Annotated in this window: 17 protein-coding genes; 14 read left to right on the top strand and 3 right to left on the bottom strand. The window is 65.8% G+C overall.

Features of this window, described 5'->3' with window-relative positions; translation table 11 throughout:
* Window positions 1-6: 6 nt before the first annotated feature.
* The gene (locus tag RBA41_RS13070; RefSeq protein ID WP_289311720.1) at window positions 7-222 is read right to left on the bottom strand and encodes a DUF3820 family protein; all 216 of its coding nucleotides are present in this window, start codon (window positions 220-222) and stop codon (window positions 7-9) included.
* 162 nt (window positions 223-384) lie between these two features.
* On the opposite strand from RBA41_RS13070, the gene RBA41_RS13065 reads away from it, so the two are divergent.
* Both RBA41_RS13065 and RBA41_RS13060 read left to right on the top strand, forming a co-directional pair.
* A complete protein-coding gene (locus RBA41_RS13065; protein ID WP_306624369.1) occupies window positions 385-1,278 on the top strand; it encodes an NAD(P)/FAD-dependent oxidoreductase in 894 nt (297 codons plus the stop codon).
* A 44-nt stretch (window positions 1,279-1,322) separates the two neighbouring features.
* Window positions 1,323-3,302 carry an alpha/beta hydrolase domain-containing protein gene (locus tag RBA41_RS13060; RefSeq protein ID WP_306624367.1) on the top strand — a complete coding sequence of 660 codons (1,980 nt, stop codon included), beginning with the start codon at window positions 1,323-1,325 and terminating at the stop codon, window positions 3,300-3,302.
* On the opposite strand, the gene rsgA is transcribed toward RBA41_RS13060, so the two are convergent.
* Window positions 3,299-4,357, bottom strand: a complete 1,059-nt coding sequence (gene rsgA, locus RBA41_RS13055; RefSeq protein ID WP_306624365.1) for a ribosome small subunit-dependent GTPase A — start codon at window positions 4,355-4,357, stop codon at window positions 3,299-3,301. The genes RBA41_RS13060 and rsgA overlap by 4 nt on opposite strands.
* 333 nt (window positions 4,358-4,690) lie before the next feature.
* Here rsgA and RBA41_RS13050 point away from each other — a divergent pair, with 333 nt between their 5' ends.
* From RBA41_RS13050 to RBA41_RS12995, 12 genes are all read left to right on the top strand, one after another.
* Window positions 4,691-5,272, top strand: a complete 582-nt coding sequence (locus RBA41_RS13050; protein ID WP_306624363.1) for a cysteine dioxygenase family protein — start codon at window positions 4,691-4,693, stop codon at window positions 5,270-5,272.
* 70 nt (window positions 5,273-5,342) lie between these two features.
* Window positions 5,343-6,848 (top strand): NYN domain-containing protein, encoded by a 1,506-nt coding sequence (locus RBA41_RS13045; protein ID WP_306624361.1) that lies wholly within the window; start codon window positions 5,343-5,345, stop codon window positions 6,846-6,848.
* 219 nt (window positions 6,849-7,067) lie between these two features.
* Window positions 7,068-7,493, top strand: coding sequence for a hypothetical protein (locus tag RBA41_RS13040; RefSeq protein ID WP_306624359.1), 426 nt, complete (start codon window positions 7,068-7,070; stop codon window positions 7,491-7,493).
* Window positions 7,494-7,961 (top strand): metallophosphoesterase family protein, encoded by a 468-nt coding sequence (locus RBA41_RS13035; protein ID WP_306624358.1) that lies wholly within the window; start codon window positions 7,494-7,496, stop codon window positions 7,959-7,961.
* Window positions 7,962-8,045: 84 nt separating this feature from the next.
* Window positions 8,046-9,539: a sodium:solute symporter gene (locus RBA41_RS13030; RefSeq protein WP_306624357.1), complete on the top strand. Its 1,494-nt coding sequence runs from the start codon at window positions 8,046-8,048 to the stop codon at window positions 9,537-9,539.
* A gap of 35 nt (window positions 9,540-9,574) precedes the next feature.
* Complete coding sequence (gene sppA / locus RBA41_RS13025; protein WP_306624356.1) at window positions 9,575-11,440, top strand: signal peptide peptidase SppA; 1,866 nt, start codon at window positions 9,575-9,577, stop codon at window positions 11,438-11,440.
* A 292-nt stretch (window positions 11,441-11,732) separates the two neighbouring features.
* Window positions 11,733-13,010: an efflux RND transporter periplasmic adaptor subunit gene (locus RBA41_RS13020; protein ID WP_306624355.1), complete on the top strand. Its 1,278-nt coding sequence runs from the start codon at window positions 11,733-11,735 to the stop codon at window positions 13,008-13,010.
* Window positions 13,011-13,038: 28 nt separating this feature from the next.
* A complete protein-coding gene (locus RBA41_RS13015) occupies window positions 13,039-16,137 on the top strand; it encodes an efflux RND transporter permease subunit (RefSeq protein ID WP_306624354.1) in 3,099 nt (1,032 codons plus the stop codon).
* The gene (locus RBA41_RS13010) at window positions 16,134-19,343 is read left to right on the top strand and encodes an efflux RND transporter permease subunit (RefSeq protein ID WP_306624353.1); all 3,210 of its coding nucleotides are present in this window, start codon (window positions 16,134-16,136) and stop codon (window positions 19,341-19,343) included. The genes RBA41_RS13015 and RBA41_RS13010 overlap by 4 nt, the downstream gene beginning before the upstream one ends.
* 8 nt (window positions 19,344-19,351) lie before the next feature.
* Window positions 19,352-20,737 carry an efflux transporter outer membrane subunit gene (locus RBA41_RS13005; RefSeq protein WP_306624351.1) on the top strand — a complete coding sequence of 462 codons (1,386 nt, stop codon included), beginning with the start codon at window positions 19,352-19,354 and terminating at the stop codon, window positions 20,735-20,737.
* A gap of 9 nt (window positions 20,738-20,746) precedes the next feature.
* Window positions 20,747-21,238 (top strand): SET domain-containing protein, encoded by a 492-nt coding sequence (locus RBA41_RS13000; protein WP_306624350.1) that lies wholly within the window; start codon window positions 20,747-20,749, stop codon window positions 21,236-21,238.
* A gap of 122 nt (window positions 21,239-21,360) precedes the next feature.
* Window positions 21,361-22,716 carry a DUF4214 domain-containing protein gene (locus RBA41_RS12995; protein WP_306624349.1) on the top strand — a complete coding sequence of 452 codons (1,356 nt, stop codon included), beginning with the start codon at window positions 21,361-21,363 and terminating at the stop codon, window positions 22,714-22,716.
* A 208-nt stretch (window positions 22,717-22,924) separates the two neighbouring features.
* Here RBA41_RS12995 and RBA41_RS12990 read toward each other — a convergent pair whose 3' ends face one another.
* Window positions 22,925-24,808 carry a WG repeat-containing protein gene (locus tag RBA41_RS12990; protein WP_306624348.1) on the bottom strand — a complete coding sequence of 628 codons (1,884 nt, stop codon included), beginning with the start codon at window positions 24,806-24,808 and terminating at the stop codon, window positions 22,925-22,927.
* Between the last annotated feature and the right edge of the window lie 53 nt (window positions 24,809-24,861).

Below are 24,861 nucleotides of genomic sequence, written 5' to 3'. Positions count from 1 at the left end.
TACCGGTCAGCGGCGAGCGCGCAAGGGGTCGAGCAGGCTGCGCAGGTCGTTGTGATCGAGTTCGTACATCAGCGCGAGCAGCTCGCCGATCTCGCCGCGCGGAAAACCTTCGCGCGCGAACCAGCCAAGATAGTGGCCGGGCAGGTCGGCGATGACGCGGCCTTTGTATTTACCGTAAGGCATCTCGCGGGTCAGCAGCAGCTGGAGGTGTTCAGGTTTCATGATCCCGCTACTTTAGCAAAAACCACGTCTTCCGGCCGGTCCCGCGTTCGCGACTGCCTTCGGCTTGACAGCGCCAGTTAACGTAACTATCATTGTTACGTTAAGGCTCGGCAAGCTGGCCGGGCCGCCAACCAACCCGAAAGGCGCACGATGGATACCCCTATGGACACCGACTTTATCGTCGTCGGCGGCAGCTTCGCCGGCATGGCCGCGGCCATTCAACTGGCGCGTGCCAACCGCCCGGTACGCGTGATCGACGCCGGCCAGCCGCGCAACCGATTCGCCGCCGCCGCCCACGGCTTCGTCGGCCACGACGGACGCGCCCCGCGCGCCATCATGGACGACGCCCGCCGCCAGCTCCTGGCCTACCCAAGCGCCAGCGTCATCGATGCCACGGTCGACAGCGCGGCCCGGGTCGACGGCGGCTTCGAAATCGTCCTGGCCGGCGGTGAGCGCATCCGCGGCAAGCGCCTGATCCTGGCGACCGGCGTGGTCGACCAGTTCCCGGCGATTCCCGGCGTGCGCGAGCGCTGGGGCACATCGATCCTGCACTGCCCTTACTGCCACGGCTACGAATTCCTGGGCCGGCAGCTCGCGGTGATCGGCATGATGCCGATGTCGGCCCACATGGCGCAGCTGATTGCCGAGTGGTCGCCGTTCGTCACCTACTGCGCCAACGGCATCGCGCTCGACCCGGAGCAGGAGCGGATCCTGAGCGCGCGCGGCATTCGGATCGAACATAGTCCGGTGGTGTCGCTCGGTGGCGTGGCGCCCGCGCTGGACGGCATCGCCCTTGCCGATGGCACGCTGGTGCCGGCCGATGCCGCGTTCCTGGCCACGCAGGTGTCCACAAGTCCGCTCGCGCAGCAGCTCGGATGCGCCTTCGACGAAGGCCCGCTCGGTCTCTACGTGCGCACCAACGAGTTCCAGGAAACCACCGTGCCCAGCGTGTTCGCCGCCGGCGACGTGGCGCGCATGCCGCACAACGCCACCTGGGCCGCCGCCGATGGCGTGACCGCCGGCGCGGCGGCACACCGCTCGGTGGTCTTTGCCTGACACGGCCTGTCATGCTATCGTCTCGCTCTCACAAGGAGCCGAAATTGACCTGCCTGCGCCGTTTGTCCTGCCTTCTCGCGCTCACCATGCTGGCCTCCTGCGCCGCGCCCGGCGGCACCGGCTCGCCGGCCGCGCAGGTCGAGCGCCTGGAGATCGTCAGCCGCGGCCCCGCCTTCGACGGCAAGGTCTTCGACGACGCTGGCGCCTACGAGAAGATCGTCGCCATCGCGCATATGCGCATCGACCCGCATCATCCTGCCAACCGCGCCATCGTGGACCTCGACAAGGCGCCCAGCGCCGGCGGCTGGGTCAGGTACCGCACCGACGTGATCGTGATGCGACCGCGCGATGCATCCAGGGCCTCGCGCGTGCTCCTGCTCGATATCCCCAACCGCGGCGGCAAGCTGGCGCTCCAGATGGTCAACGAGGCCGGAGCAGGCGACGCCGGCAACGGCTTCCTGATGCGGCGCGGGCATACGCTGGCGTGGATCGGCTGGCAGGGCGATATCGGCCTGTCGGCCAACGGCGAATCGGCCGGCACCGCCTTTCCCACGGCGCGCGCGGACGGCCAGCCGATCACCGGCCAGAGCGTCGAAGAGAAGGTCTTCGACGACATCAAACCCACCGGCGCCATCGACCTGGCGTATCGGGCGGCGTCGACCGGCCAGGCGGGGGCGGTGCTGAGCGTGCGCGCCCACGCCACCGCGGCGCCGCTCATCCTGCCGGCCAGCGCCTGGAGCTACACCAGTCCCACGCGGATCGAGATCACCCGCCCGCGCGGCTTCGACGCCGGCGCGGTCTACCAGTTCCAGTACGAGGCGGTTGACCCGGTGGTCATGGGCCTGGGCATGGCGGCGCTGCGCGACGTCACCAGCCACCTCAAATCCGGCCTCGCCGATGGCGCCGGCCAGCCCAATCCCCTGGCCGACATCAAACCGGACGTCACGCTGGCGCTGGGCGTGTCGCAGCCGGGACGCTTCTTGCGTGACCTGATCTGGCAGGGTTTCAATGCCGATCCACGCGGCGGCAGGGTATTCGACGGCGCCATGCCGCTCCTCGCCGGCAGCCGCAAGAGCTTCGTCAACCGCCGCTTCGGCCGGCCGGAACGCTACTCCACCCAGCACCTGAACCACTGGACCTACGGCGACCAGTTCCCGTTCAGCTATGCCGTCACCACCGACCCGGTCAGCGGCGCCACCGACGGCATTTTCGCGCGCTGCCAGGCGAACGACAGCTGCCCCAAGCTGATGCACGTCGACAGCAGCACCGAATTCTGGCAGGGCCGCGCCTCGCTGGTGGTGACCGACGGCGCCGGCAAGGATATCGCCCTGCCGGCCGGCGTGCGCGCCTACCTCATGGCGTCGACCCAGCACATGACCGCGAGCCGGGCGACGGTCGGCATCTGCAAGTGGACGAATAATACGGCGCAGCAGGGACCTGCCGTGCGCGTGCTGCTCGATCGTCTGGTGGCGTGGGCGCGCAGCGGCAGGGAGCCTCCGGCCAGCCGCTTTCCACGGATCGGCAACGCCATGCTGGTGCCGCCGCAGCGCGACGCGGTCGGTTTTCCGGACCTGCGCGCGTTAGGGGTGACTTATCCGGAAGGCTTGAATGAGTTGACGGTGGTCGGTTACGCCAGCCTGCCGCCCAAGCCGGCGGCCGACAAACGCTATCAGGTGCTGGTGCCGATGGCCGACGTCGACGGCCACGATATCGCAGGCATCCGCCTGCCCGATGTCGAGGTGCCGCTGGCCACCTACGCCGGCTGGAACCTGCGCCGCGGCGGCTTTGCGGAAGGCCAGTTGTGCGGCCTGAATGGCTTGTCGGTGCCGTTCGCGGCGCTGCCGCGCGCGGGCGATCCGCGCCGCGCGCTCTCGCAGCGCTACCCGACGCGGCTGGAATACGCCAAGGCGGTGGCGCTCGCCGCCCGGGCCCTGCGCGACGAGGGCCTGCTGCTCGACGAAGACGTCACCCGTTTCATCGAGCGCGCCAAAGTCGAGCAGCGGGTCGGCCCGCAGGCGCCTTAACGCTGCCGTTCCTTGGTGTTGTGCGCCTTGATGATCACCTTCCACTTGTTGCGGGCGGCGATGCGATCGAGCGGCGTTTGCTGGCTGCGCCGGGCGTCGCGCAGCAGCTTGCGGTAGTTCAGCAAACGGTCCGGATCGACCGCGCCGCGCACCGCGCAGCCGGGTTCCTCTTCATGCGCGCAATCGCGGAACTGGCAATGGCGCGCCAGCTCGCCAATGTCGTCGAAGCTGGCCGCCAGCGCTGCTTCGTCGGCGTCCGGCTGCCACGAGCGCAGGCCGGGGGTGTCGATGATGCAGGCGCCGCTCGGGCACTGGTGCAGCGAACGCGCGGTGGTCGTGTGGCGCCCGCGGTTGTCGCCGCGCCGCACCCCGCCGGTCTCCTGGCTGCTGGCCGACAGCGCATTGGTCAGGGTCGACTTGCCCGCGCCCGATGTGCCGAGCAGGATCAGCGTCTGCCCCGGCGCCAGCCAGGGTGCGAGCACGCGCGCCGGTTCGTCGCCCAGGGCGTTGAGCGCAAACGCCTGCACCCGGCGCGGCAGGCGCTCCGTGAGCTGGCGCATGCGCTCCTCGACGTCAAGGCCGATATCGGCCTTGGTCAGCACCACCACCGGTTCGACGCCGGACGATTCGGCCAGCGCCAGGTAGCGTTCTAGCCGGCGCAGGTTGAAGTCGTGGTCCAGGCCCATGACCAGGAGCGCGGTGTCGACGTTGCTGGCCAGTGACTGGCGGCGCCCCTCGCTGGTGCGGCGCGCGAGGTGGGTCACCGGAGGCAGCCGTTCGGACAGCCACTGCTCGTCGTGGGCGTGGGTTTCAACCAGTACCCAGTCGCCTACCGCGAGGGCAGCGTCGTTCGCGTGCAGCGACTGGATCAGTTTATTGAGCGAGCGCGCGCCCGATTCGGCGACGCCGTCGTGGATGACGGCCCAGTCGCGGTGGATTTCGGTGACGCGCGCCAGGCGCGTGCCCTCGGATGGATCGTTGATGGTGGCGAGTTGGCTGGCGACCGATTGCGTCAGTCCGATAGTGCGCAGTGATTCAAAATCGATGTGGATCATGGTGAGAATGTGTTCCCGGATTCGTCAAGCCCGCGACGCGCGCGGGCACAAGCCGCGCGCAATAGCACGCAGGCAAAGGAAAACGGAGGTCGGCGCGCGATCAGGCGCGCATCAACACACGATGCTCAGTCCAGAAGAACAGCAGTAAGGCGGGTTGTGGCGGGATCAGGCAGCCGACAGGAGGGCAATATCATTCGTATGCATGGTGTAGTCTCCTGTGGAAGTGAATTGAAGTGGGAAGTGTGACAGTGGAGGCCAGGCGCGTCAAGCGCGGGGACAATGTTATATTCGCTGCACCCGCCCTGCGCGAAGGAGCACCATGGAGCTGAAGCGATGACCAACCCCGCCCGCCTGCGCGACTTCGTGCGCGCTTTTACCAGCCTTGCCGATGCGGCGGCGCAGGATGAAGTGCTGATGCTGGAGCAGGGCAGGGCGCTCCTCGCCGGTCTGGTCGGGATTGATGACTGGCTGCCCGCGGCCTTCGCCCAGCCTCACCCCGACCGCTATCAGCAATTCCTGCTCCATTGCGACCCGCTCGAACGCTTCTCGGTGGTGAGTTTTGTGTGGGGGCCGGGCCAGGCCACGCCGGTGCACGACCACACCGTCTGGGGCATGGTCGGCGTGCTGCGCGGCGCCGAACAGTGCGAGGAATTCGCCCCTCCAGCCGGAGGCGGCCCGCTCCAGGCGCTTGGCGCGCACCACCTGCCGGCGGGCGCCATCGACATCGTGTCGCCGCGCGTGGGCGACATACACCGCGTCTCTAATGCCTGCCCAGGTGCCGTCTCGGTCAGTATCCACGTGTATGGCGCGGACATCGGCCGCGTGGAGCGCCATGTGTACGACCCGGCCACGGGCGCGGCCACGCGTTTTGTCTCCGGTTACACCGCCCGCGCCACACCCGAAAACTGGCAGTAATTGCCCATATCGGGTTGTTGCGTATAATCTAAGATCAGCTTGGCAAAACCATTATTAGAGAACAGATCATATGGCTTCATCCTCAGACAATATCAGCATGGCGGTGTTTTGCGACTTCGAGAACGTCGCACTTGGCGTGCGCGACGCGAACTACGAAAAATTCGATATCAAGCCGGTCCTCGAACGGCTTCTGCTCAAGGGCAGCATCGTGGTCAAGAAAGCGTACTGCGACTGGGAGCGCTACAAGGGCTTCAAGGCCACCATGCATGAAGCGAACTTCGAGCTGATCGAGATTCCCCACGTGCGCCAGTCCGGCAAGAACTCGGCCGACATCCGCCTGGTGGTCGATGCGCTCGACCTGTGCTACACCAAATCGCACGTCAACACTTTCGTGATCATCAGCGGCGACTCCGATTTTTCGCCGCTCGTGTCCAAGCTGCGCGAGAACGCCAAGCAGGTGATCGGCGTGGGCGTGAAGCAGTCCACCTCGGACCTGCTGGTGGCGAACTGCGACGAATTCATTTTCTACGACGACCTGGTGCGCGAAGTAAAGCGCGCGGCCGCCAAGCGCGACGAGCGCAAGGTGCAGCCGCAGCCGAAGCGCTCGCCCGACGAAGGCAACCGCCGCAAGGAAGAACTCGAAGCGCGCAAGGCGCAGGCGATCGACCTGGTGGTCGAAATGTTCGATGCGCTGGTGTCCGAGCGCGGCGACAGCGGCAAGATCTGGGCGTCGCTGCTGAAAGACACGCTCAAGCGCCGCCGTCCCGATTTCAACGAAACCTACTATGGCTTTCGCACCTTCGGCAACCTGCTGGAAGAAGCGCAGAACCGCGGCATGCTCGAATTCGGCCGTGACGAAAAATCCGGCGCCTACGTTTACCGCAGCAGCAATGCCGCCAACAACAACCATGCGCTCGCGGTGGAGCTGCAAGCGCCAGCCGTGCAGGACGCGCCAGTGGACGCCGAGGTAGCGGAAGAAGCGGCGGCCAAGCCGGAATCGCCGCGCCGCGGCCGCGGTCGCGGTGGACGCAACCGCAACGACACGGTCGAAGCGGCCGCGCCGGAGGTGGTGGAGGCGGAGGACGCAGTCGACGCGCTGGACGCAGAGCCGGTAGCGAGCGTGCCGGCCTGGTACGACCCGCAGCCGGAAACGGCCGATGCCGCGCCGGTGGTTCCGGAGTCGTCGCGCCGTCGTGGCCGCGGAGGACGCAACCGCAACGAGCCGGTGGCCGAGGCCAGCGTGGCGCAAGCCGAGGAGCCGGTTGCCACCGCTCCGGCATGGTACGACCCGGTCCCGCAGGTCGAGGACACGGAGCAGCCGGCCGAAGCGGAAGTGACTCCGGTGCCGCCAGCGCAGGAAAAACGTCGCCCTGCGCGTAAGCCCGCGGCGAAAAAGGCGGCCAAGCAGGCCGACGTGGCGCCGCAAGCCGACGTTGTACCGGAGCCGACTCCGGAACCGGAACCGGCGGCGCTTGAGCTGCCGGCAGACGACGAAGCCGCTGCCAAGCCAGTGCGCAAGGCGATCCCGCGCAGCCGCCGTCCGGCCAAGCCGAAGGCGCCGGCGAAAAGCAAGTAAGAAGCCTCACCGCGGGGGCGCCACGCTCCCGCGCTTACCGACGGGCGATTGCATCGCCAATCCACCGTCCACCAGCATCGCTGTTCCCGTGACGATTCCGATATGCCGCATGCATGGCCGCTTTCCAGGTGCCGCGCACACATATGCCGCCCCTGCACGCAATCGCAAAATGGTGCAAACTTCAAGCTGTCGCCATGATCGCCCGAAAGGAAGCCCGCCATGCGTATGCTCACCGCCCTTGCGCTGTCACTGGCCGTGCTCGCGCCCGTCGCCCACGGCGCCCCGCTGGCGGCCAGCCATCCCATTCTCGGCATCTGGACGCTCAAGCTGCCCGGCGGCGGCTGCTCCGAAACCTACCGCTTCCGCGGCGACGGCACCACGCTCGTGATCAGCGCCGCCGAGGTCTCCGAAAGCAAATTCGAGATTCCCGCCAAGCCGAGCGCCGCCGGCTTCTACAAGCTGGTCGACAAGAACGTCAAAGTCAACGGCAAGCCCGATTGCTCGGGCAAGGTCATGAAAACCGGCGCCACGGGGATCAATTTCATTCGCTTCCATCCGTCCGGCACCTTGTTCGTAATGTGCGCCGCCGAGTCCCTCGATGCCTGCATCGGCCCGTTCCGGCGCGTCGCAGGCAAGGAGACCTGATTGCTGCGCATCGGCGTCATTTCCGACACCCACGGCTTGCTGCGCCCCGAGGCCATGGCCTTTCTCGCCGGTAGCGACTACATCGTGCATGGCGGCGACATCGGCAACGCCGCCATCCTGGCCGATCTTGCCGCGATCGCGCCCCTGACGGTCGTGCGCGGCAATAACGACAAGGGCGAGTGGGCCGCCGCCGTGCCGCACAGCGCCCTGTTGACCGTGGGCGGGGTGCGCCTGTACGCGCTGCACGACATCGCCGATCTGGATGCGGCCGCGCTGCCCGATGATGTCAGCGTGGTGGTGAGCGGCCACTCGCACCGGCCGCTGGCCGAGCAGCGCGGCCCGCTGCTGTACCTGAACCCCGGCAGCGCCGGCCCGCGCCGTTTCAGCCTGCCCGTCACCGCGGCCGAACTGCTGGTCGATGGCGGCCGGGTGAGGGCCAACATCGTCGAGCTGATTTCGCGCCGTTGAGGCCATCCCCGAAAGCTCCCTCGTCCGATGCCCCGGCCCGGCCCGGTGTATATTGCTGCCGGTTCTATCATCCAAGGCACGTCCATGTCCCCGGCTTTACTTCTTTGCATCCTCATCGCCTACTTCGCCCTGCTGCTCGGCGTCGCCTGGGCCACCTCGCGCAACGCGACCAACGACAGCTTCTACATCGGTAATAAAAGCAGCAACTGGAAGCTGGTCGCCTTCGGCATGGTGGGCACCACCCTGTCCGGCGTGACCTTCATCAGCGTGCCGGGAGCGGTGGGGCGCGACGGCTTCGGCTACATGCAGATCCTGATCGGCTACGTGATCGGCTACATCGCGGTCGCGTACATCCTGCTGCCGCTGTACTACCGCCTGAAACTGACCTCGATCTACGACTACCTGAACCAGCGCCTGGGCCGGCGCGCCTACCAGAGCGGCGCTTCCTTTTTCATCATCTCGCGCCTGCTGGGCGCCACCGCGCGCCTGTACCTGGTCGTGAATATTTTGCAAGCCATCATCCTCGACAGCCTGGGCGTGCCGTTCTGGCTCACCACCCTGGTCATCCTGGCCATGATCCTGATGTACACCTACCAGGGCGGCGTCAAGACCATCGTCTGGACCGATACCCTGCAAACGAGCTGCATGCTATTCGGGCTGCTCGCCTGCATCGCCATCCTGCTGTTCCAGATGGACCTGTCGGTCGGCCAGAGCCTGGCCCGGATGCAGGAGCGCGGCCTGGCGCGCGTGTTTACCACGTCCTTCGACAGTCCCAATTTCTACCTCAAGCAGATCGTGGCCGGCATCTTCATCGTCCTCGCCATGACCGGCATGGACCAGGAGATGATGCAAAAGACGATCTCCGTCAAAACCCTGGCCGACTCCCAGAAAAACCTGCTCAGCCTCACCGTGATCCTGTTCGTGGTGCTATCGCTGTTCATGTTCCTGGGCGGCCTGCTGTACCTGTACGCGCCGGTGGTGGGGGCGACTGCCAGCGGCGACAAGCTGTTCCCCGCCATCGTCATGGGCCACCTGCCGGCGACGCTGCAGATCATCTTTTTGATCGCGCTGATCTCGGCCCTGTTCCCCAGCGCCGATGGCGCCATCACCGCGCTAACCTCCACGGTCTGCATCGACCTGCTTGGCCTCACGCGCCGCCAGGACCTGACGGAGCAGGACAAGGTGCGCTGGCGCCAGCGCGTGCACCTTGGCTTTGCGCTGCTGTTCCTGGTGCTGGTGATGGCCTTCAAATGGGTCGACAGTCCCAGCATGATCGGCGTGATCCTGAAAGTGGCCAGCTATACTTACGGCCCGCTGCTTGGCCTGTTCGCCTTCGGCATCCTGACCCGGCGCATGCTCGCGGACCGCTGGGTGCCGCTGGTGGCCGTCGGCGGCCCCGTGATCTGCGCTTTCCTTGAATATAATCAAACATTGCTGTTGGGAAGTTATCGCCTCGGGCTTGAGTTGCTCATGATTAATGGCATATTGGTGTTTGCCGGCTTGTGGGCGATTTCCAGCCCCGGGCGCGCCCCGCATTTCGGACGGGACCCGGCGATTTCGCTTACAGTAGACGTTTAGCCTTTACCAACCTCACATTTTCTGCCGGAGTACCGATGTCATTCAAACCCTTGTCTTCCCTTCGCCGGGGTTTCGGCGTGTTCTGGAGAGCGGTCGACAGCACGCGCCGGGGCGTGCTCAACGTGCTGTTCCTCGCCATTGTCATCTTCCTGCTGATCGCCATTTTCAGCGGCGGCGGCGTCAAGCCGATGGCGACCAAGACCGCGCTCGTGCTCGAAATTAAGGGCAGCCTGGTCGAGCAGCACAGCGGCAACGTGCGCGAGGCGCTCATGGCCAACGCCGGCGCCGGCGAAGTACGCAGGTCGGTGCAGCTGCGCGACGTGCTCACCGTGCTCGATCGCGCCGCCAAGGACCCGCAGATCAGCAGCGTGCTGCTGCTGCTCGACGAGATGGATGGCGCCGGACTTGCCATGCTCAATGAAGTCGGCCTGGCCATCGACCGCGTCAAGGCGTCCGGCAAGCCCGTCATCGCCTGGGGCAGCTCGTTCGACCAGCGCCAGTACCTGCTCGCCTCCCACGCCACCCAGGTCTATATGCATCCGATGGGCGCGGTCATGATCGAAGGCTTCGGCCGTTACCGCAACTACTACCGCGATGCGCTCGACAAGGTCGGCGTGACGGTCAACCTGATGAAAGTCGGTACCTACAAGAGCTTCGCCGAACCGTACATCGGCAATGGCCCCTCGCCGGAAGCGGCCGAAGCGGACGCCTTCCTCTTTAAAGCGCTGTGGAGCGGCTACACCACCGACGTCGAGAAAAACCGCAAGCTGCCGGCCGGCTGGATCGCCCAGCGCATCGAGACCATGCCCGCCGAGATGGAACAAGCCGCCGGCGACACCGGCAAGCTGGCCCTGGCCAGCAAACTGGTGGACGGCCTGAAAACGCGCGACGAGGTGCGCGCCATGATGATCACGCGCGGCGCCAAGGATGATGAAGGCACGAGCTTTCGCCAGGTCGGCTTCGGCGAGTACCTGATGCGCCTGACTCCGGACCTGATGGGCGACGCCGTTGGCGTGATCGTGGCCTCCGGCGAAATCAGCGACGGCAATGCCCCCGCGGGCTCGATCGGTGGCCTGTCCACCGCGAACCTGATCCGCAAGGCGCGCGAGGACAAGCAGATCAAGGCCGTCGTGCTGCGCGTCGATTCGCCCGGCGGCAGCGCCTTCGGTTCGGAACTGATCCGGCGCGAGCTGGAACTGACGCGCGCCGCCGGCAAGCCGGTGGTGGTGTCGATGGGCAGCGTGGCGGCGTCCGGCGGCTACTGGATTTCGATGGCGTCCGACGAAGTGTTCGCCGACCGCGCCACCATCACCGGTTCGATCGGCGTGTTCGCGATCCTGCCGACGGCCGAAAAAGTGGTCGAGAAACTGGGCATCCACACCGCCGGCGTGACCACCACCTGGCTGGCCGACGCCTACAATCCAATGCGTCCGCTCGACCCGCGCTTCGCCCAGCTGATCCAGAGCAGCATCAACCATATTTACAGCGACTTCACCACCAAGGCCGCCGCGGCGCGCAAGACCACCCAGCCGAAGATCGACGAAGTGGGGCAGGGCCGCGTGTGGACCGGCGTGCAGGCCAAGGAACGCGGCCTGGTCGACACCATCGGCAGCTACACCGATGCGCTCAAGTCGGCCGCCAAACGCGCCAAGCTGGCCGACGGCTACCGTGTGGCCTACGTCGAGCGCGAGGTGTCGGCATTCGAGCGCGTGCTCACGACCATGTTCGGCGTGAGCGCCGCGCACGCGGTCAACATCGAGGTCAAACTGGGCCTGATGCCGACCGGCGTGCCGTCGAGCGCCGTGGCCGAAGTGAGCAAGGAACTGGGCTGGCTGGCCGACCTGGCCAAGGACCGCAAGCCATTCACGGCGGTCACCCACTGCATGTGCACGGCGCCCTGACGCCTTGTTGTACACGGATGGGCAGTCCATGCCCATCCGTGCGCCACGCCATCGATTTGTAGCGAGTTTGTAACGCCATGTAGTTTGTTACAAACTCGCCCGTATCACCCATTCCCCCTATGACAATGCATGCCCCGCCAGCGCCTGAAGCGTGGCGGCGGCATGCGCTTGTCATGACAGCCCATGAATCGGCCTGCTTTGGGGCTTGACCATGCCCCGGCCGAAACATGTCGACACCCTTGTCCGTGCTAGAGTTCCTTCAATAGTTGTTGCAATCAAGACAAGGAAAAGCATGAATCCATCACCCTCCCAGCCACGGCGCAGCCGCCGTGCCAAGCTTATCGGTAGCGTGATTGCCGTACTCGCCATGGCCGGACTGGGCGGACTCGCCTGGTACCTGACCCACCAGAGCCCGGCCAGCGGCCCTGGCGGCGCGCCGGGCGCGGCTTCCGGCCCGGGCAGTGGTGGTGGCGGTGGCCGTGGTGGACGCGGCGGCGGCATGGCCACCACGGTCGGCGTGGCCACGGCTGAACGCACCGACATCCCGGTCATCCTCGACGCTCTCGGCACGGTCACGGCGGCCGCCACGGCCACGGTGCGCCCGCAGGTATCGGGCATCCTGCAAAAGATCCACTTCAGCGAAGGACAGCTGGTCAAGGCGGGGCAGGTGATGGCCACGATCGATCCGCGCCCGTTCGAGATGGCGCTGATGCAGGCGTCCGGCACGCGCCAGCGCAACGAAGCGCAGCTCGATAGCGCCAAGGTCACGCTGGAGCGCTACCGCACCCTGCTCACGCAGGACTCCATCGCGCGCCAGGAAGTCGACACCCAGGCCGCGCTGGTCAAGCAGCTGCAAGGCACCGCCATGACCGACCGCGCGGCCGAAGGCGTGGCGCGCCTGAACCTGGGCCATACCCAGGTCAAGGCGCCGATCACGGGCCGGGTTGGCCTGCGCGTGATCGACATGGGCAACCTGGTCGGCAGCGGCGACGCCAACGGCATTGCCGTCATCACCCAGCTCTCGCCCATCGATGTCGAATTCGCGGTGCCGCAAGACCGCGTGCCCGACCTGCAGGCGCGCATCCGCGACAGCGCCAGCCTGGCCGCCACCGCGTTCGACCGCACCCGTACCACCTCGCTCGCCAGCGGGAATTTCAAGGCCCTCGACAACCAGGTCGACGTGCAGACCGGCACCGTGCGCGCCAAGGCGCGTTTCGCCAACGACGACCAGGCGCTGTTCCCCAGCCAGTTCGTCAACCTGCGCCTGGAGCTGCGCACCATCAAGGATGCCGTCGTGGTGCCGGTGACCGCGCTGCGTCACGGCAGCACGGGCGACTTTGTCTATGTGCTCAATGCGGCCGAACGCACGGTCGCCGTGCGCCCCGTGACGCGCGGCCAGGCCACGGTGGACAAGGTGGAAGTGAAAACAGGCCTGAAAGCCGGCGAGCAGGTGATTACCGAAGGCGCGGACCGCCTCAAGGACGGCGCCAAAGTGACCCTGGCGACCGACAAGCCGGCTGCCGGCGCCGGTGGCGGGCGTCGCCGCCAGCGCGAAGGAGCGCCGCGATGATGGTTGCGCGCAGTACGAGGGGCGCGCGATGAATCCGTCCGCCCCGTTTATCCAGCGCCCGGTCGCCACCTCGCTGCTGATGCTGGCGATCGTGCTGGCCGGCTTCGTCGGCTTCAAGTTCCTGCCGCTGTCGGCGCTGCCGCAGGTCGATTTCCCCACCATCCAGGTGCAGACGCTGTATCCGGGCGCCAGTCCCGAAGTGATGGCGCGTACCGTCACGGCGCCGCTGGAACGCCGCTTCGGCCAGATGTCCGGCCTGCAGCGCATGAGTTCCACCAGCGCCTCGGGCGTCTCCATCGTCACCCTGCAGTTTGGCCTGGGGCAAACGCTCGACGTGGCCGAACAGGAAGTACAGGCGGCCATTAACGCCGGCGGTTCGCTGCTGCCGGCCGACCTGCCGGCGCCGCCGGTGTACGCCAAGGTCAACCCGGCCGATGCGCCGGTGCTCACGCTGGCCATTACGTCCGACACGGTGCCGCTGACGGAAGTGCAGAACCTGGTCAACACGCGCCTGGCGCTGAAAATCAGCCAGGTATCGGGCGTGGGCCTGGTTACCCTCAGCGGCGGGCAGCGGCCGGCGGTGCGCATCCAGGCCGATACCGGCGCGCTGGCCACCTACGGCCTTGGCCTGGACACGCTGCGTAGCGCGATCTCGGGCGCCAACGCCAACAGCGCCAAGGGGAACTTCGACGGTCCCACGCGCTCTTACGCAATCAACGCCAACGACCAGCTGCTGACCGTGCCCGATTACGAGAAACTGATCGTCGCCTACCGCAACGGCGCTCCGGTGCGCCTGTCCGACGTGGCCAAGGTGGTCGACAGCGCCGAAAACGTCAAGCTGGGCGCTTGGGCCAACATGAAGCCGGCCATCATCCTCAACGTGCAGCGCCAGCCGGGTGCCAACGTCATCGCCACGGTGGACGCCATCAAGGCGCGCCTGCCCGAGCTGCAGGCCAGCCTGCCCGGCGCGCTGCGGCTCGACGTGCTGTCGGACCGCACCACCGGTATCCGCGCCTCCGTCACCCACGTCGAATTCGAACTGCTGCTGGCCGTGGCGCTGGTGGTGCTGGTGATCTTCGCCTTCCTGCACAGCGTGCGCGCCACCGTCATTGCCAGCCTGGCGGTGCCGATCTCGCTGATCGGCACCTGCGGCGCCATGTACCTGCTCGGCTACAGCCTGAATAACCTGTCCCTCATGGCGCTGACGATCGCCACCGGCTTCGTGGTCGACGACGCCATCGTCATGATCGAAAACATCGCGCGCTACATCGAAGAAGGCGAAACGCCGATGGCGGCCGCCGTCAAGGGCGCGGCGCAGATCGGCTTTACCATCATCTCGCTGACGGTATCGCTGATCGCCGTCCTGATTCCGCTGCTGTTCATGGGCGACGTGGTGGGGCGCCTGTTCCGCGAGTTCGCCATCACCCTGGCCATCACGATCCTTATTTCGGGCGTGGTCTCGCTGACCTTGGTGCCGATGATGTCGGCGCGCTGGCTGCGCAGCCACGAGGATGAAAAACCGGGGCGCATGGCGCAACGCACCCAGGCTTTTTTCGACCGCGTGATCGTACGCTACGGCCACGCGCTGAACTGGGTGCTGGCGCGCCAGGGCCTGACCCTGCTGGTGGCGCTGGCCACGCTGGTGCTCACGGCCGTGCTGTATGTGCTCATTCCCAAGGGCCTGTTCCCGACCCAGGATACCGGCCAGCTCCAGGCGCGCGTGGAAATGCGCCAGTCGATTTCGTACGACCGCATGGCCGAACTGCAGCAGGCGGCCGGCAAGGCAATCCTGGCCGATCCCGATGTGGAGTCGCTCAGTTCCAACGTCGGCGTCGACGCGGCCAACAACACCATGCTGCACACCGGCCGCATGCTGATCAACCTGAAACGCGACAAGGTGTCCAGCCAGGCCGAGATCATGGAACGCCTGCGCCGCCGCGTCGCCGACGTGGCCGGCGTCACCCTGTACCTGCAACCGACCCAGGACCTGACCATCGACGCCGAAAGCGGGCCGACGCTGTACCGCGTCTCGCTCGAAGGGGCCGACAGCGCCACCGTCACCCAGTGGGCGGCGGCCCTGGTCAGGCATCTGCAGCAGAACAGGCAGGTGACGAACGTGGTGACCGACGCCGGCGCCACGGGCGTCTCGGCCTTTGTCAGCATCGACCGCGATACCGCTTCGCGCCTCTCGGTCACGGCGGCCTCGATCGACGATGCCCTGTACAGCGCCTACGGCCAGCGCATCGTCTCGACCATTTTCACCGAGACCAACCAGTACCGCGTGATCCTGGAAGCGCAGCGCGACCCGCACATGTCGATCGCCGCCCTGGGCCAGTTACCGATCAAGACCGGCTCCGGCAAGACCACGCCGCTGTCGGCGGTGGCAAATATCACCGAGCAGCCGGCGCCGTTGCAAATCACCCACGTGGCGCAGTACCCGGCCACCACCATCGGTTTCGATACCGCGCCGGGCGTCTCGCTGGGCCAGTCGGTGGAGGCGATTCGCGCCGCCGCTCTTGCAATCAAGCTGCCGGCGTCGGTCAGCATGACCTTCCTCGGTGCGGCCGGTGCCTACCAGGCGTCGCTGTCGAACCAGCTGTGGCTCATTCTGGCGGCGGTGGTGTGCGTCTACATCGTGCTGGGCGTGCTGTACGAAAGCTATGTGCATCCGCTGACGATTCTGTCCACCCTGCCGTCGGCGGGCGTGGGCGCGCTGCTGGCGCTGATGATCAGCGGCCAGGACCTGGGCGTGATCGGCATCATCGGCATCATCCTCCTGATCGGCATCGTCAAGAAAAACGCCATCATGATGATCGACTTTGCCATCGAAGCCGAACGCGAACATGGCATGGCGCCGCGCGAGGCGATCCAGCAGGCCGCGCTGCTGCGCTTCCGCCCGATTCTGATGACTACCCTGGCCGCGCTGTTCGCGGCGGTGCCGCTGATGCTCGGCTGGGGCGAGGGGGCCGAATTGCGCCGCCCGCTGGGCCTGGCCATCTTCGGTGGCCTGATCGTCAGCCAGATGCTTACGCTGTTTACAACGCCAGTGATATACCTCGGCTTCGACCGCCTGGCGCGGCGCTGGTCGCGTAAGGACACCGTGACTGCCGGCGAGGTAGCCAAGTGAACCTGTCCGAGCCTTTCGTACGGCGTCCGATCGCCACCGTCCTGCTCACGCTCGGCATCGCGCTGGCCGGCATCGGCGCGTTCTTCGTGCTGCCGGTCTCGCCGCTGCCGCAGGTGGACTTTCCGACCATCTCGGTGAGCGCATCGCTGCCGGGTGCCAGCCCGGATACCATGTCGACCAGCGTGGCCACGCCGCTGGAGCGGCGGCTCGGCGTCATCTCCGGCGTGAACGAAATGACCTCGTCGAGCGGCAGCGGATCGACGCGCGTGAGCCTGCAGTTCGATTTGAACCGCAAGATCGATTCGGCCGCGCGCGAAGTGCAGGCGGCCATCAGCGCCGCGCGCGCCGACCTGCCGTCCACGCTGAAGAGCAACCCGACCTACCGCAAGGCCAATCCGTCCGACGCGCCCATCATCATCCTGGCGCTGACGTCCAGAACCAAGTCGCCGGGCCAGATCTTCGAGTCGGTATCGAACCTGGTGCAGCAAAAGCTGGCGCAGGTACAGGGCGTGGGCGACGTGGAAATCGGCGGCGGTTCGCTGCCGGCCGTGCGCGTCGAATTGCTGCCTTACGCACTGAACCGCTACGGCGTCTCCACCGAAGACGTGCGTGCCGCGATCCAGTCGACCAATGCCAACCGGCCCAAGGGCGCGATCGAAGGCAACGGCATGCGTCTGCAAATCTATTCGCAGGCCAGCACCGCCACGGGCGGGCGCAGCGCGGCCGACTACCGTAGCCTGGTGGTCGCCTGGCGCAACGGCGCCGCCGTGCGCCTGGATGACGTGGCCCAGGTGATCGATGGTGTCGAAAACGTCAATACACTGGGCCTGTTCAACGGCCAGCCGGCCGTGATCGTGCTGATCACGCGCCAGCCCGGCGCCAACGTCATCGAAACGGTGGACGGCGTGCGCGCCCTGGTGCCCATGCTGCAGGCGCAGTTGCCGCAGGATGTGAAGCTGGAAGTGGCATCCGACAGCACCAACTCGATCCGCTCCTCGCTGGCCGAGATCGAGCTGACGCTGATGATCTCCATTTTGCTGGTGGTGCTGGTGGTCAGCCTGTTTTTGCGCAGCGTACGCGCCACCATCATCCCGGCGGTGGCCACGGTGGTGTCGCTGCTCGGCACCTTCGGCGTGATGTACATGCTGGGTTTTTCGCTGAATAACCTGTCGCTGATGGCGCTGACGGTGGCCACCGGTTTCGTGGTCGACGACGCCATCGTCGTACTGGAAAATACCGCCCGCCATATCGAAAACGGCATGGACCGCATGCAGGCGGCACTGCTCGGCGCGCGCGAAGTCGGTTTTACAGTGCTGTCGATCAGCCTGTCGCTGGTGGCGGTGTTCATCCCGCTGCTGTTCATGGGCGGGCAGGTGGGCCGCCTGTTCCGCGAATTCGCCGTCACCCTGTCGGCGGCGGTGATGATTTCGCTGGTCATTTCGCTGACCACCACGCCGATGATGTGCGCCTGGCTGCTCAAACCCACCGGCCATGAGCGCCAGCCAGGCCGGCTTGCGCGCTGGGCCGAGCGGGGTTTCGACCGCGTTCACAAGGCTTATGAGCATTCGCTCGACTGGGCGCTCGACAGCATTGCGCTGGTGATGCTCATTTTCGTGTTCGTGATCGGCTTGAACGTGTACCTGTTCAGCGCCGCGCCGAAAGGCTTCTTTCCGCAGCAGGACACGGGGCAGATCAGCGGCGGCATCCGCGCCGACCAGAGCATTTCGTTCCAGGCCATGCAAGCCAAGTTGAAGCAACTGGTCGACATCATCCGGCGCGATCCGGCGGTGGCCACGGTGGTCGGCTTTACCGGCGGCGGGCGGGCCGGCGGTGGTTTCATGTTCATCAACCTGAAACCGGTGTCCGAACGCAGCGATGGCGGCCAGGCCGTGACTGCGCGCCTGCGCCCGCAACTGGCCAAGGTGACCGGCGTGTCGATGTTCCTCAATCCGGTGCAGGACCTGCGCATGGGCGGGCGCCAGTCCAATTCGACCTACCAGTACACCTTAAAGAGCGACAACCGCGCCGACCTCAAACTGTGGGCCGGCAAGCTGGCCGACGCCATGAAGCGCCAACCGGCGCTGGTCGATGTCGATACCGACCAGGCCGAAAACGGGGTGGAGATGTTCGTCCAGATCGACAAGGACAGCGCCGCGCGCCTCGGCATCAACCCGCGCGACGTCGACAATGCGCTCTACAACGCCTTCGGCCAGCGCCAGGTGACGACCATCTACGATGAACTCAATCAGTACAGCGTGATCATGGGCGTGGCAAAGCAGTACCAGCAGTCGCCCGAGGCGCTGAACGACGTGTATGTGCCTTCGCGCGGCACCGCCAGCGCCGGTGGCGCGGCCGCGCCGGCCAACACCACTGCCGCGCGCGATCCGTCCAGCGGGCAGGCATTGAGCAGCGCCGCCACCACCATGGTGCCGCTGTCGGCCATTGCCAGCTTTGCCGAAAGCTCGACGCCGACCTCGGTCAACCACCAGGATGGCGAACTGGCGACGACCGTGTCGTTCAACCTGGCGCAGGGCAGCAACCTGGCCGATGGGCAGGCCGCAGTCAGACAGGCGGAGGCCGACATCGGCATGCCGAACAATGTACGCGGCAGCTTCCAGGGCACCGCGCGCGCGGCCGACGAATCGAACAAGGAGCAGCCGATGCTGATCGCGGCGGCCATCGTCGTCATCTACATCGTGCTCGGCATCTTGTACGAAAGCCTGGTGCACCCGATCACCGTGCTCTCGACCCTGCCGTCGGCCGGCGTGGGCGCGGTGCTGGCCCTGCTGCTGTTCAAGATGGAGTTTTCGATCATTGCCCTGATCGGCGTGTTTTTGCTGATCGGGATCGTGAAAAAGAATGCGATCCTGATCATCGACTTCGCGCTGGAAGCGGAGCGCACGCGCGGCCTGACCCCGCTCGAAGCCGTGCGCGAAGCGTGCCTGCTGCGTTTCCGCCCGATCCTGATGACGACCCTGGCGGCGGCGCTGGGCGCCTTGCCGCTGGCGATCGGCTTCGGCGAAGGTTCGGAGCTGCGCCGCCCGCTCGGCATCGCCATCATCGGTGGCCTGATCGCCAGCCAGGTCCTGACCCTGCTCACCACGCCCGTGGTCTACGTCGTCATGGACAAGCTGCGCCGCCGCAGCCCCGCCGAGCGCCAGCTCGGTCATCACGCCGACAACACTGCCTCACCTAATCCACAATGAGTATTCCTATGCGCGCGACCCCGTTCCTTCGTCTTTTACCGCTGGCCGCCTTCCTGCTTGGCGGCTGCGCCGTCGGTCCGGCGTACGTGAAGCCCAGCACTTCCGAACCGGCGGCATTCAAGGAAGCGCAGGGCTGGTCGCCCGCCGCGCCGGCCGATGCGCTCGACCGCGGTCCGTGGTGGACCCTCTTCAACGATCCGGTCTTGAACGAACTGGCGGCACAAATCGAGGTGTCGAACCAGAACGTGGCCGCAGCCGTGGCCTCGTATGCGCAATCGCGCGCACTGGTGCAGCAGCAGCGCGCGGGTCTGTTCCCGAGTGTGTCGCTCAGTACCAGCGGGGAGCGTTCGGGCACGCGCAATGCCGGCGCCGACAACAATTACCGTCTCAACATCGGCACCAGCTGGGAGCCCGACCTGTGGGGCCGCCTGCGCGCCAGCGTAACCGCGGCCAGCGCCAACGCCCAGGCCAGCGCCGCCGACCTGGCCTCGGCGCGCCTGTCGGCGCAGGGCGAACTGGCCGCGAACTATTTTGTGGTGCGCCAGACCGACGCCCAGGCGGCGCTGCTGGCGAGCACCATCGAAGGCTACCAGCGGGTGCTGCAGATCACGCAGAACCGCTTCGACGCCGGCATTGCCACCAAATCCGACGTGCTGCAGGCGCAAACGCAATTGGCCAACGCCCGGATCGACGCCTTGTCGCTGGCGCGCCAGCGCGCCCAGTTCGAGCACGCCATCGCTATCTTGCTGGGCAAGGCGCCTGCCGACTTCACCCTGGCAAGCGCGCCGTGGCAGGCCTTCGTGCCCGAGATTCCGGTTGGCGTGCCGTCGGCGCTACTGCAGCGCCGGCCCGACATCGCCGCCGCCGAGCGGCGCGTGGCGTCCGCCAATGAGCAGATTGGCATCGCGCGCTCGGCCTATTATCCGAATATCAGCTTGAGCGGCTCCGTGGGCAACGCGGGCAGCCGCGTGTCGGACCTGTTCAGCGCCTCGAACGCGCTGTGGTCCTTCGGCCTGAGCGCTGCGCAAAGCCTGTTCAACGCCGGCGCCACGCGCGCCAGTGTCGCGGGCGCCGAGGCCGGGCAGCAGGCGGCGGTGGCGCGCTACCGCCAGACGGTGCTCGACGCCTTCGGCGACGTGGAAAACCAGCTCTCCGCCACGCGCGTGCTGGCGCAGCAGCTGGTGCTGCGGCGCCAGGCGTCGGCGTCGGCCGGCCAGGTCGAGGCGCAGATGCTCAATCGCTACAAGGCGGGGCAGGTGGGATACAGCGACGTGGTGCAGGCGCAGGCCAGTGCGCTGTCCGCGCGGCGCGCGTTGGTGCAGGCGCAGGGCGACCGCCAGAGCACCGCGATTTCGTTGATTCAGGCATTGGGCGGTGGCTGGCAAGCGCAGTAAAATAGATGGATGAAGACCACACCCTCCACATCCAGTAAAACCGAGCCCGCCTGCTACGAAGTACGGCGCTCCAGCATCCACGGCAACGGCGTATTCGCCACGCGCGATATCGAACCGGGGGAGCAGATCGCCGAATACACGGGCGAGCGCATCACGTCCGACGAATCGGCGGCGCGCGCCGAAGCCGGCGGCGGCCCGGTCAATCACACCTTTTTCTTTTCGCTGGCCGACGGCATGGTCATCGACGGCGGCCGTGGCGGCAACGATTCGCGCTTCATCAACCACGCCTGCGAACCGAATTGCGAGGCGCAGGAAGACGAGGGCAGGGTGTTCATCCATGCGCTGCACCCGATCATGCGCGACGAAGAACTCAAATACAACTATGCGCTGATCTACGAAGAGCGCCACACGCCGGCCGTCAAGAAAGCCTTCGAATGCCGCTGCGGCGCGCCGACCTGCACCGGCACCATGCTGGCACCGAAAAAACGCAAGCGTCGCTGAGCTGCTTGCCGGTGCCGAATCGATTACACGCAGTCCGGCGCTTGGGCGGTATCGATGGGTTAAGTCTTTTGGGAAATATGTGTTATAATTAAGTAACTTTTATCACATTAAAACCCTAATTCATGAATTATTTGACGATTGATGCGCTGCCTGATTTGAGCGCCGAGCAGATGGCCAGCGCCCGTGTTTTACCGTTCCAGCCTTACGGCCCGTTTGGAGGCGCGTCAGTTGCTCAACAGTGGGACAGCATCGCCCTTTTTCAAAACCGCGGGAAAACTGCATTTGATCATGTCACGTTTGCTGTTGACGCCGTTCAGGACAGGAGCTACTCCTTCTCCAGCGATAACAACAACTACCCGGCCCTGGTTCTGCAACTGTACGACAAGTTCGGCAACGTTATCGCGTCCAGTAACGACAACGTGGCCGGACTGGATCAAATCCGCGAGTTCGTTGCGCCCTATTCCGGCAAGTTCTACATCACACCCGGGTGGGACAAAAGCCCATTTTCGAGCGCATTCAGCATCGCTGTTTACGGTGACGCAGTGCGCCCTTCCGGCGAAAACGTCATGGGAACGGCGGCTGATGACCGCTTGATCGCGACCGCGAAAAACGAAAACATCGATGGCGGTGCCGGCACCGATACGGTGGTCTATAAAGATCCGCAGGTCGGGTATTCGCTTGTCAAACACGGCGCCGAGATCCGAATCCAGGCCGCATTCGTTGCCGATGCCGATATCCTGACCAACATCGAAAAAATCGAATTTAACGGCAAGCCGCTGACCCTCACCTACAACGACCTGGCCCAGTCGCTGTACATTGCCTATTTTGGGCGTGCGGCCGACCCCAAGGGGCTGGCAAGCTTCCAGGACCAGTTGATCGGCATGGGCGCGCCACGCAGTGCGAATGAGCTGGCGGCGAAATATGCGTTCGATCCAGCCATCAAGGGATTGATCGATTCCTTCGGCTTGAGTGCGGAATCGAAGCTTCTCTACCAGGGCGACAGCAAGTCCTTCGTTGACGCCATTTTCCACAATGTGCTGAACCGGGCGCCGGCCGAAAGTGGACTCAAGTTCTGGTCGGAGGCGATCGACTCGGGCGCACTGACCCGCGCCAACGCATCGTTGTCGATCATGGCCGGTGCCCAGTCGAATACCTCGGCCCAGGGTCTGCTTGACAGCATCACGGTGGCGAACAAGATTGATGTGGCATCGACCTTCACCTTCGCTCTCGATACGATCGAGCGGGCGGCGGCTTACAGCGGCAGTGCGGCGGCAGCCGCCGCGCGCGGGCTGCTGGCCAGTGTCACGAACGAAACGGATGTCATTTATATGCACGCTCCGATCACCGCCGCGATCAACACCATCTCGGCCCCACGCATGTCGGTCGACCTGAATGCGCCCGAGCGGGCCGGCCATTCCGCGGCGGCGATCGAGCTGGTCGGCGTGCCTTCCGCTGATGGCTGGTTCGATAGCCTGTAAGCGAGGCGACAGCGACGCCGGGACGGCCTCATTGAAGCGCGCCATGCCCTCGTCACAGTAGCCGCGCGCGTCATCCATGTCAGCAGTGCCGATCCATATGCCGCTGGCGTCGATATGGCCGTAGCGCTGACACGGCCCGCAGTCACCAGCCGCAGTTCGGCGGCCGCACCCTCCGCATGGAAGTGGTTTTGGGCGGCGGCAGGCGCGGTTACGGCACGGGGTTTTCTTCGAGGGGCAGCGCCGGAGCGGCCGGGCAACGCCCGGCAACCGCGGCCTCCAGCGTCTCCTTGGAAGGGGAGCATAGCAGGCGGATATTGTGCCACTCGTTGCCGTCGCCATTGTCGCTTTCCAGTTCGATGGACAGCCATAACTGGTTCGATTCGGGCCGGGTCGCATCCGGACCGGCAATCGGCTGGCGCAATGCGACCTGCCACCCGGGCAGGCCGGCCACTGGCGAGCCGTCCGGAATGTCGGGGGCCGGGTCGGCCGGGCCAAAGTGCGCAACCAGGCGCTCCACGCAGCGTGCGTACATCGCTTCGGACATCCGCTCGCGCTCGAAACTGAGGAATTCGTACACGGCGTTCACGTGGCCGTCCACGTAGGACTGATAAATGCGGCGGGACGTGCTGACCGATTTTGCCAGCTTTTCGTCGCTGTCGAGGTCATCGTCCTCGTCGTCATCCTCGTCTTCATCCTCGTCTTCGTCTTCACCTTCACCTTCATCTTCGTCCTCCCCGGGGCCATCGGGCGCTTGCAGCAGGGCGTCGATATTGTGCAGTTTTTCTTCCGTCTTCAGCATCATCGCTTGGGCGAACGTGATCAGATCGTCCACGCTATCGATCTCTTCGAGCAGCGCGTCGGCGGATACCGAGAAAAACGGATGGAGCATGTGCTGCGCCGCATGTGGCGCACCTTGCCAGAGAAGGGCACCAGCGGCATCGTACAGTGCCGCATGGCGGCCTTGAGGCCCCTGCTCGGCGCGCAGGCGGTACGCCACGCGCGCGTCGCGGTCGAGCAGGGCGACGCTCCTGTCGCTGGCGATGAAGGCAGCCAGGGGCGTGTTCGCCTCGGCCGATACAACCATGCAGTCGTCATCCGTTACCGGTTCGAGCACGTCGGCGGGCAGCATGGCAATGCTTGCGTCGTCCCTGGCAATGGCCCACACGGGCGGCAGATCGACGGCGCCCTGCGGTGTTCGTTCGACGCCGGCGAAGCGCGCGATGCCGAAGCCGAACTGGTTGAAACGATGTGCCCAGCTGACGTACACGCCAAAGTCCAGAGTCCCTTGCGCGTCGACGTACGCGCCGTCGGCTTCCACCGCGAACCCGCACGACATGCTCGGAGACAGGCGCCGTTTGTGGCGGATCACGTGCTCGCCGCGCGCGTTGATATAGCCGCCATCGTCCCAGCGCTCGCCGGCTTCTTCGCAGTAGGCCAGGCCGTCGGCATTGAATTGGCCGATCTTCCGGTGGCAAGGCTGCAAGATCCACTCTCCCCGCAGGCCGATCAGCCCAAACAGCTCACCGTCTTCCGAGGCCGGCGCCACGCCCTGGGCGTCGAATGCCAGGGCGCTTGCGAAGCGCGGTGCGATAGCCCAGGCGCCGCTGGTGTCGATGTAGCCGAACAGGTCGCGCTTGATGCTCGCCGCGGCAAGGCCGGCGGCGCTGAAGCTATGCGCTTCGCGGAAGGTGCCCTTGAAGGCTGGTTTGCCGCTGGTGTCGATGTAGGCCCATTTGTTGGCGGCCGTCCGTACAGCCGCCAAGCCTGCGCAAAACGCCAGTGCGGCTTCGTACTGCGGCGCGATGACGGTGTTTCCTGTCAGGTCGAGATAACCCCATCGCCCATCGCTGCGAAAGCGTGCCAGGCCATTTTCGCCGAAGGTACGCGCGTTGTCGAGCGTCGGCTCGACCACCCATGCGCCGTGCGTATCGAGGTAGCCATAGTGGCCATCTGTGGCCTGCGCCGCCGCGATGCCGCCGCCCTGGCCATTGTCGTGGAACGCGCCCAGGACGCGCTTCAGGGCGGGAACGGGCTGTGTTACGCGGCCGTGGTTAACTACCAGCAGGTAGGGCTCTTCACTTGGGGCGTGCATGTAATTTCGGATCAGGATCGGCTGCTCGATCATGTGCGGACCGCTTTCGTGTA

This window comes from Massilia scottii (assembly GCF_030846495.1).
Lineage (GTDB): Bacteria > Pseudomonadota > Gammaproteobacteria > Burkholderiales > Burkholderiaceae_D > Telluria_A > Telluria_A violaceinigra.
The sequence above is the reverse complement of the archived record's forward strand: the minus strand, read 5'-3'. Positions and strand labels throughout refer to the sequence as shown.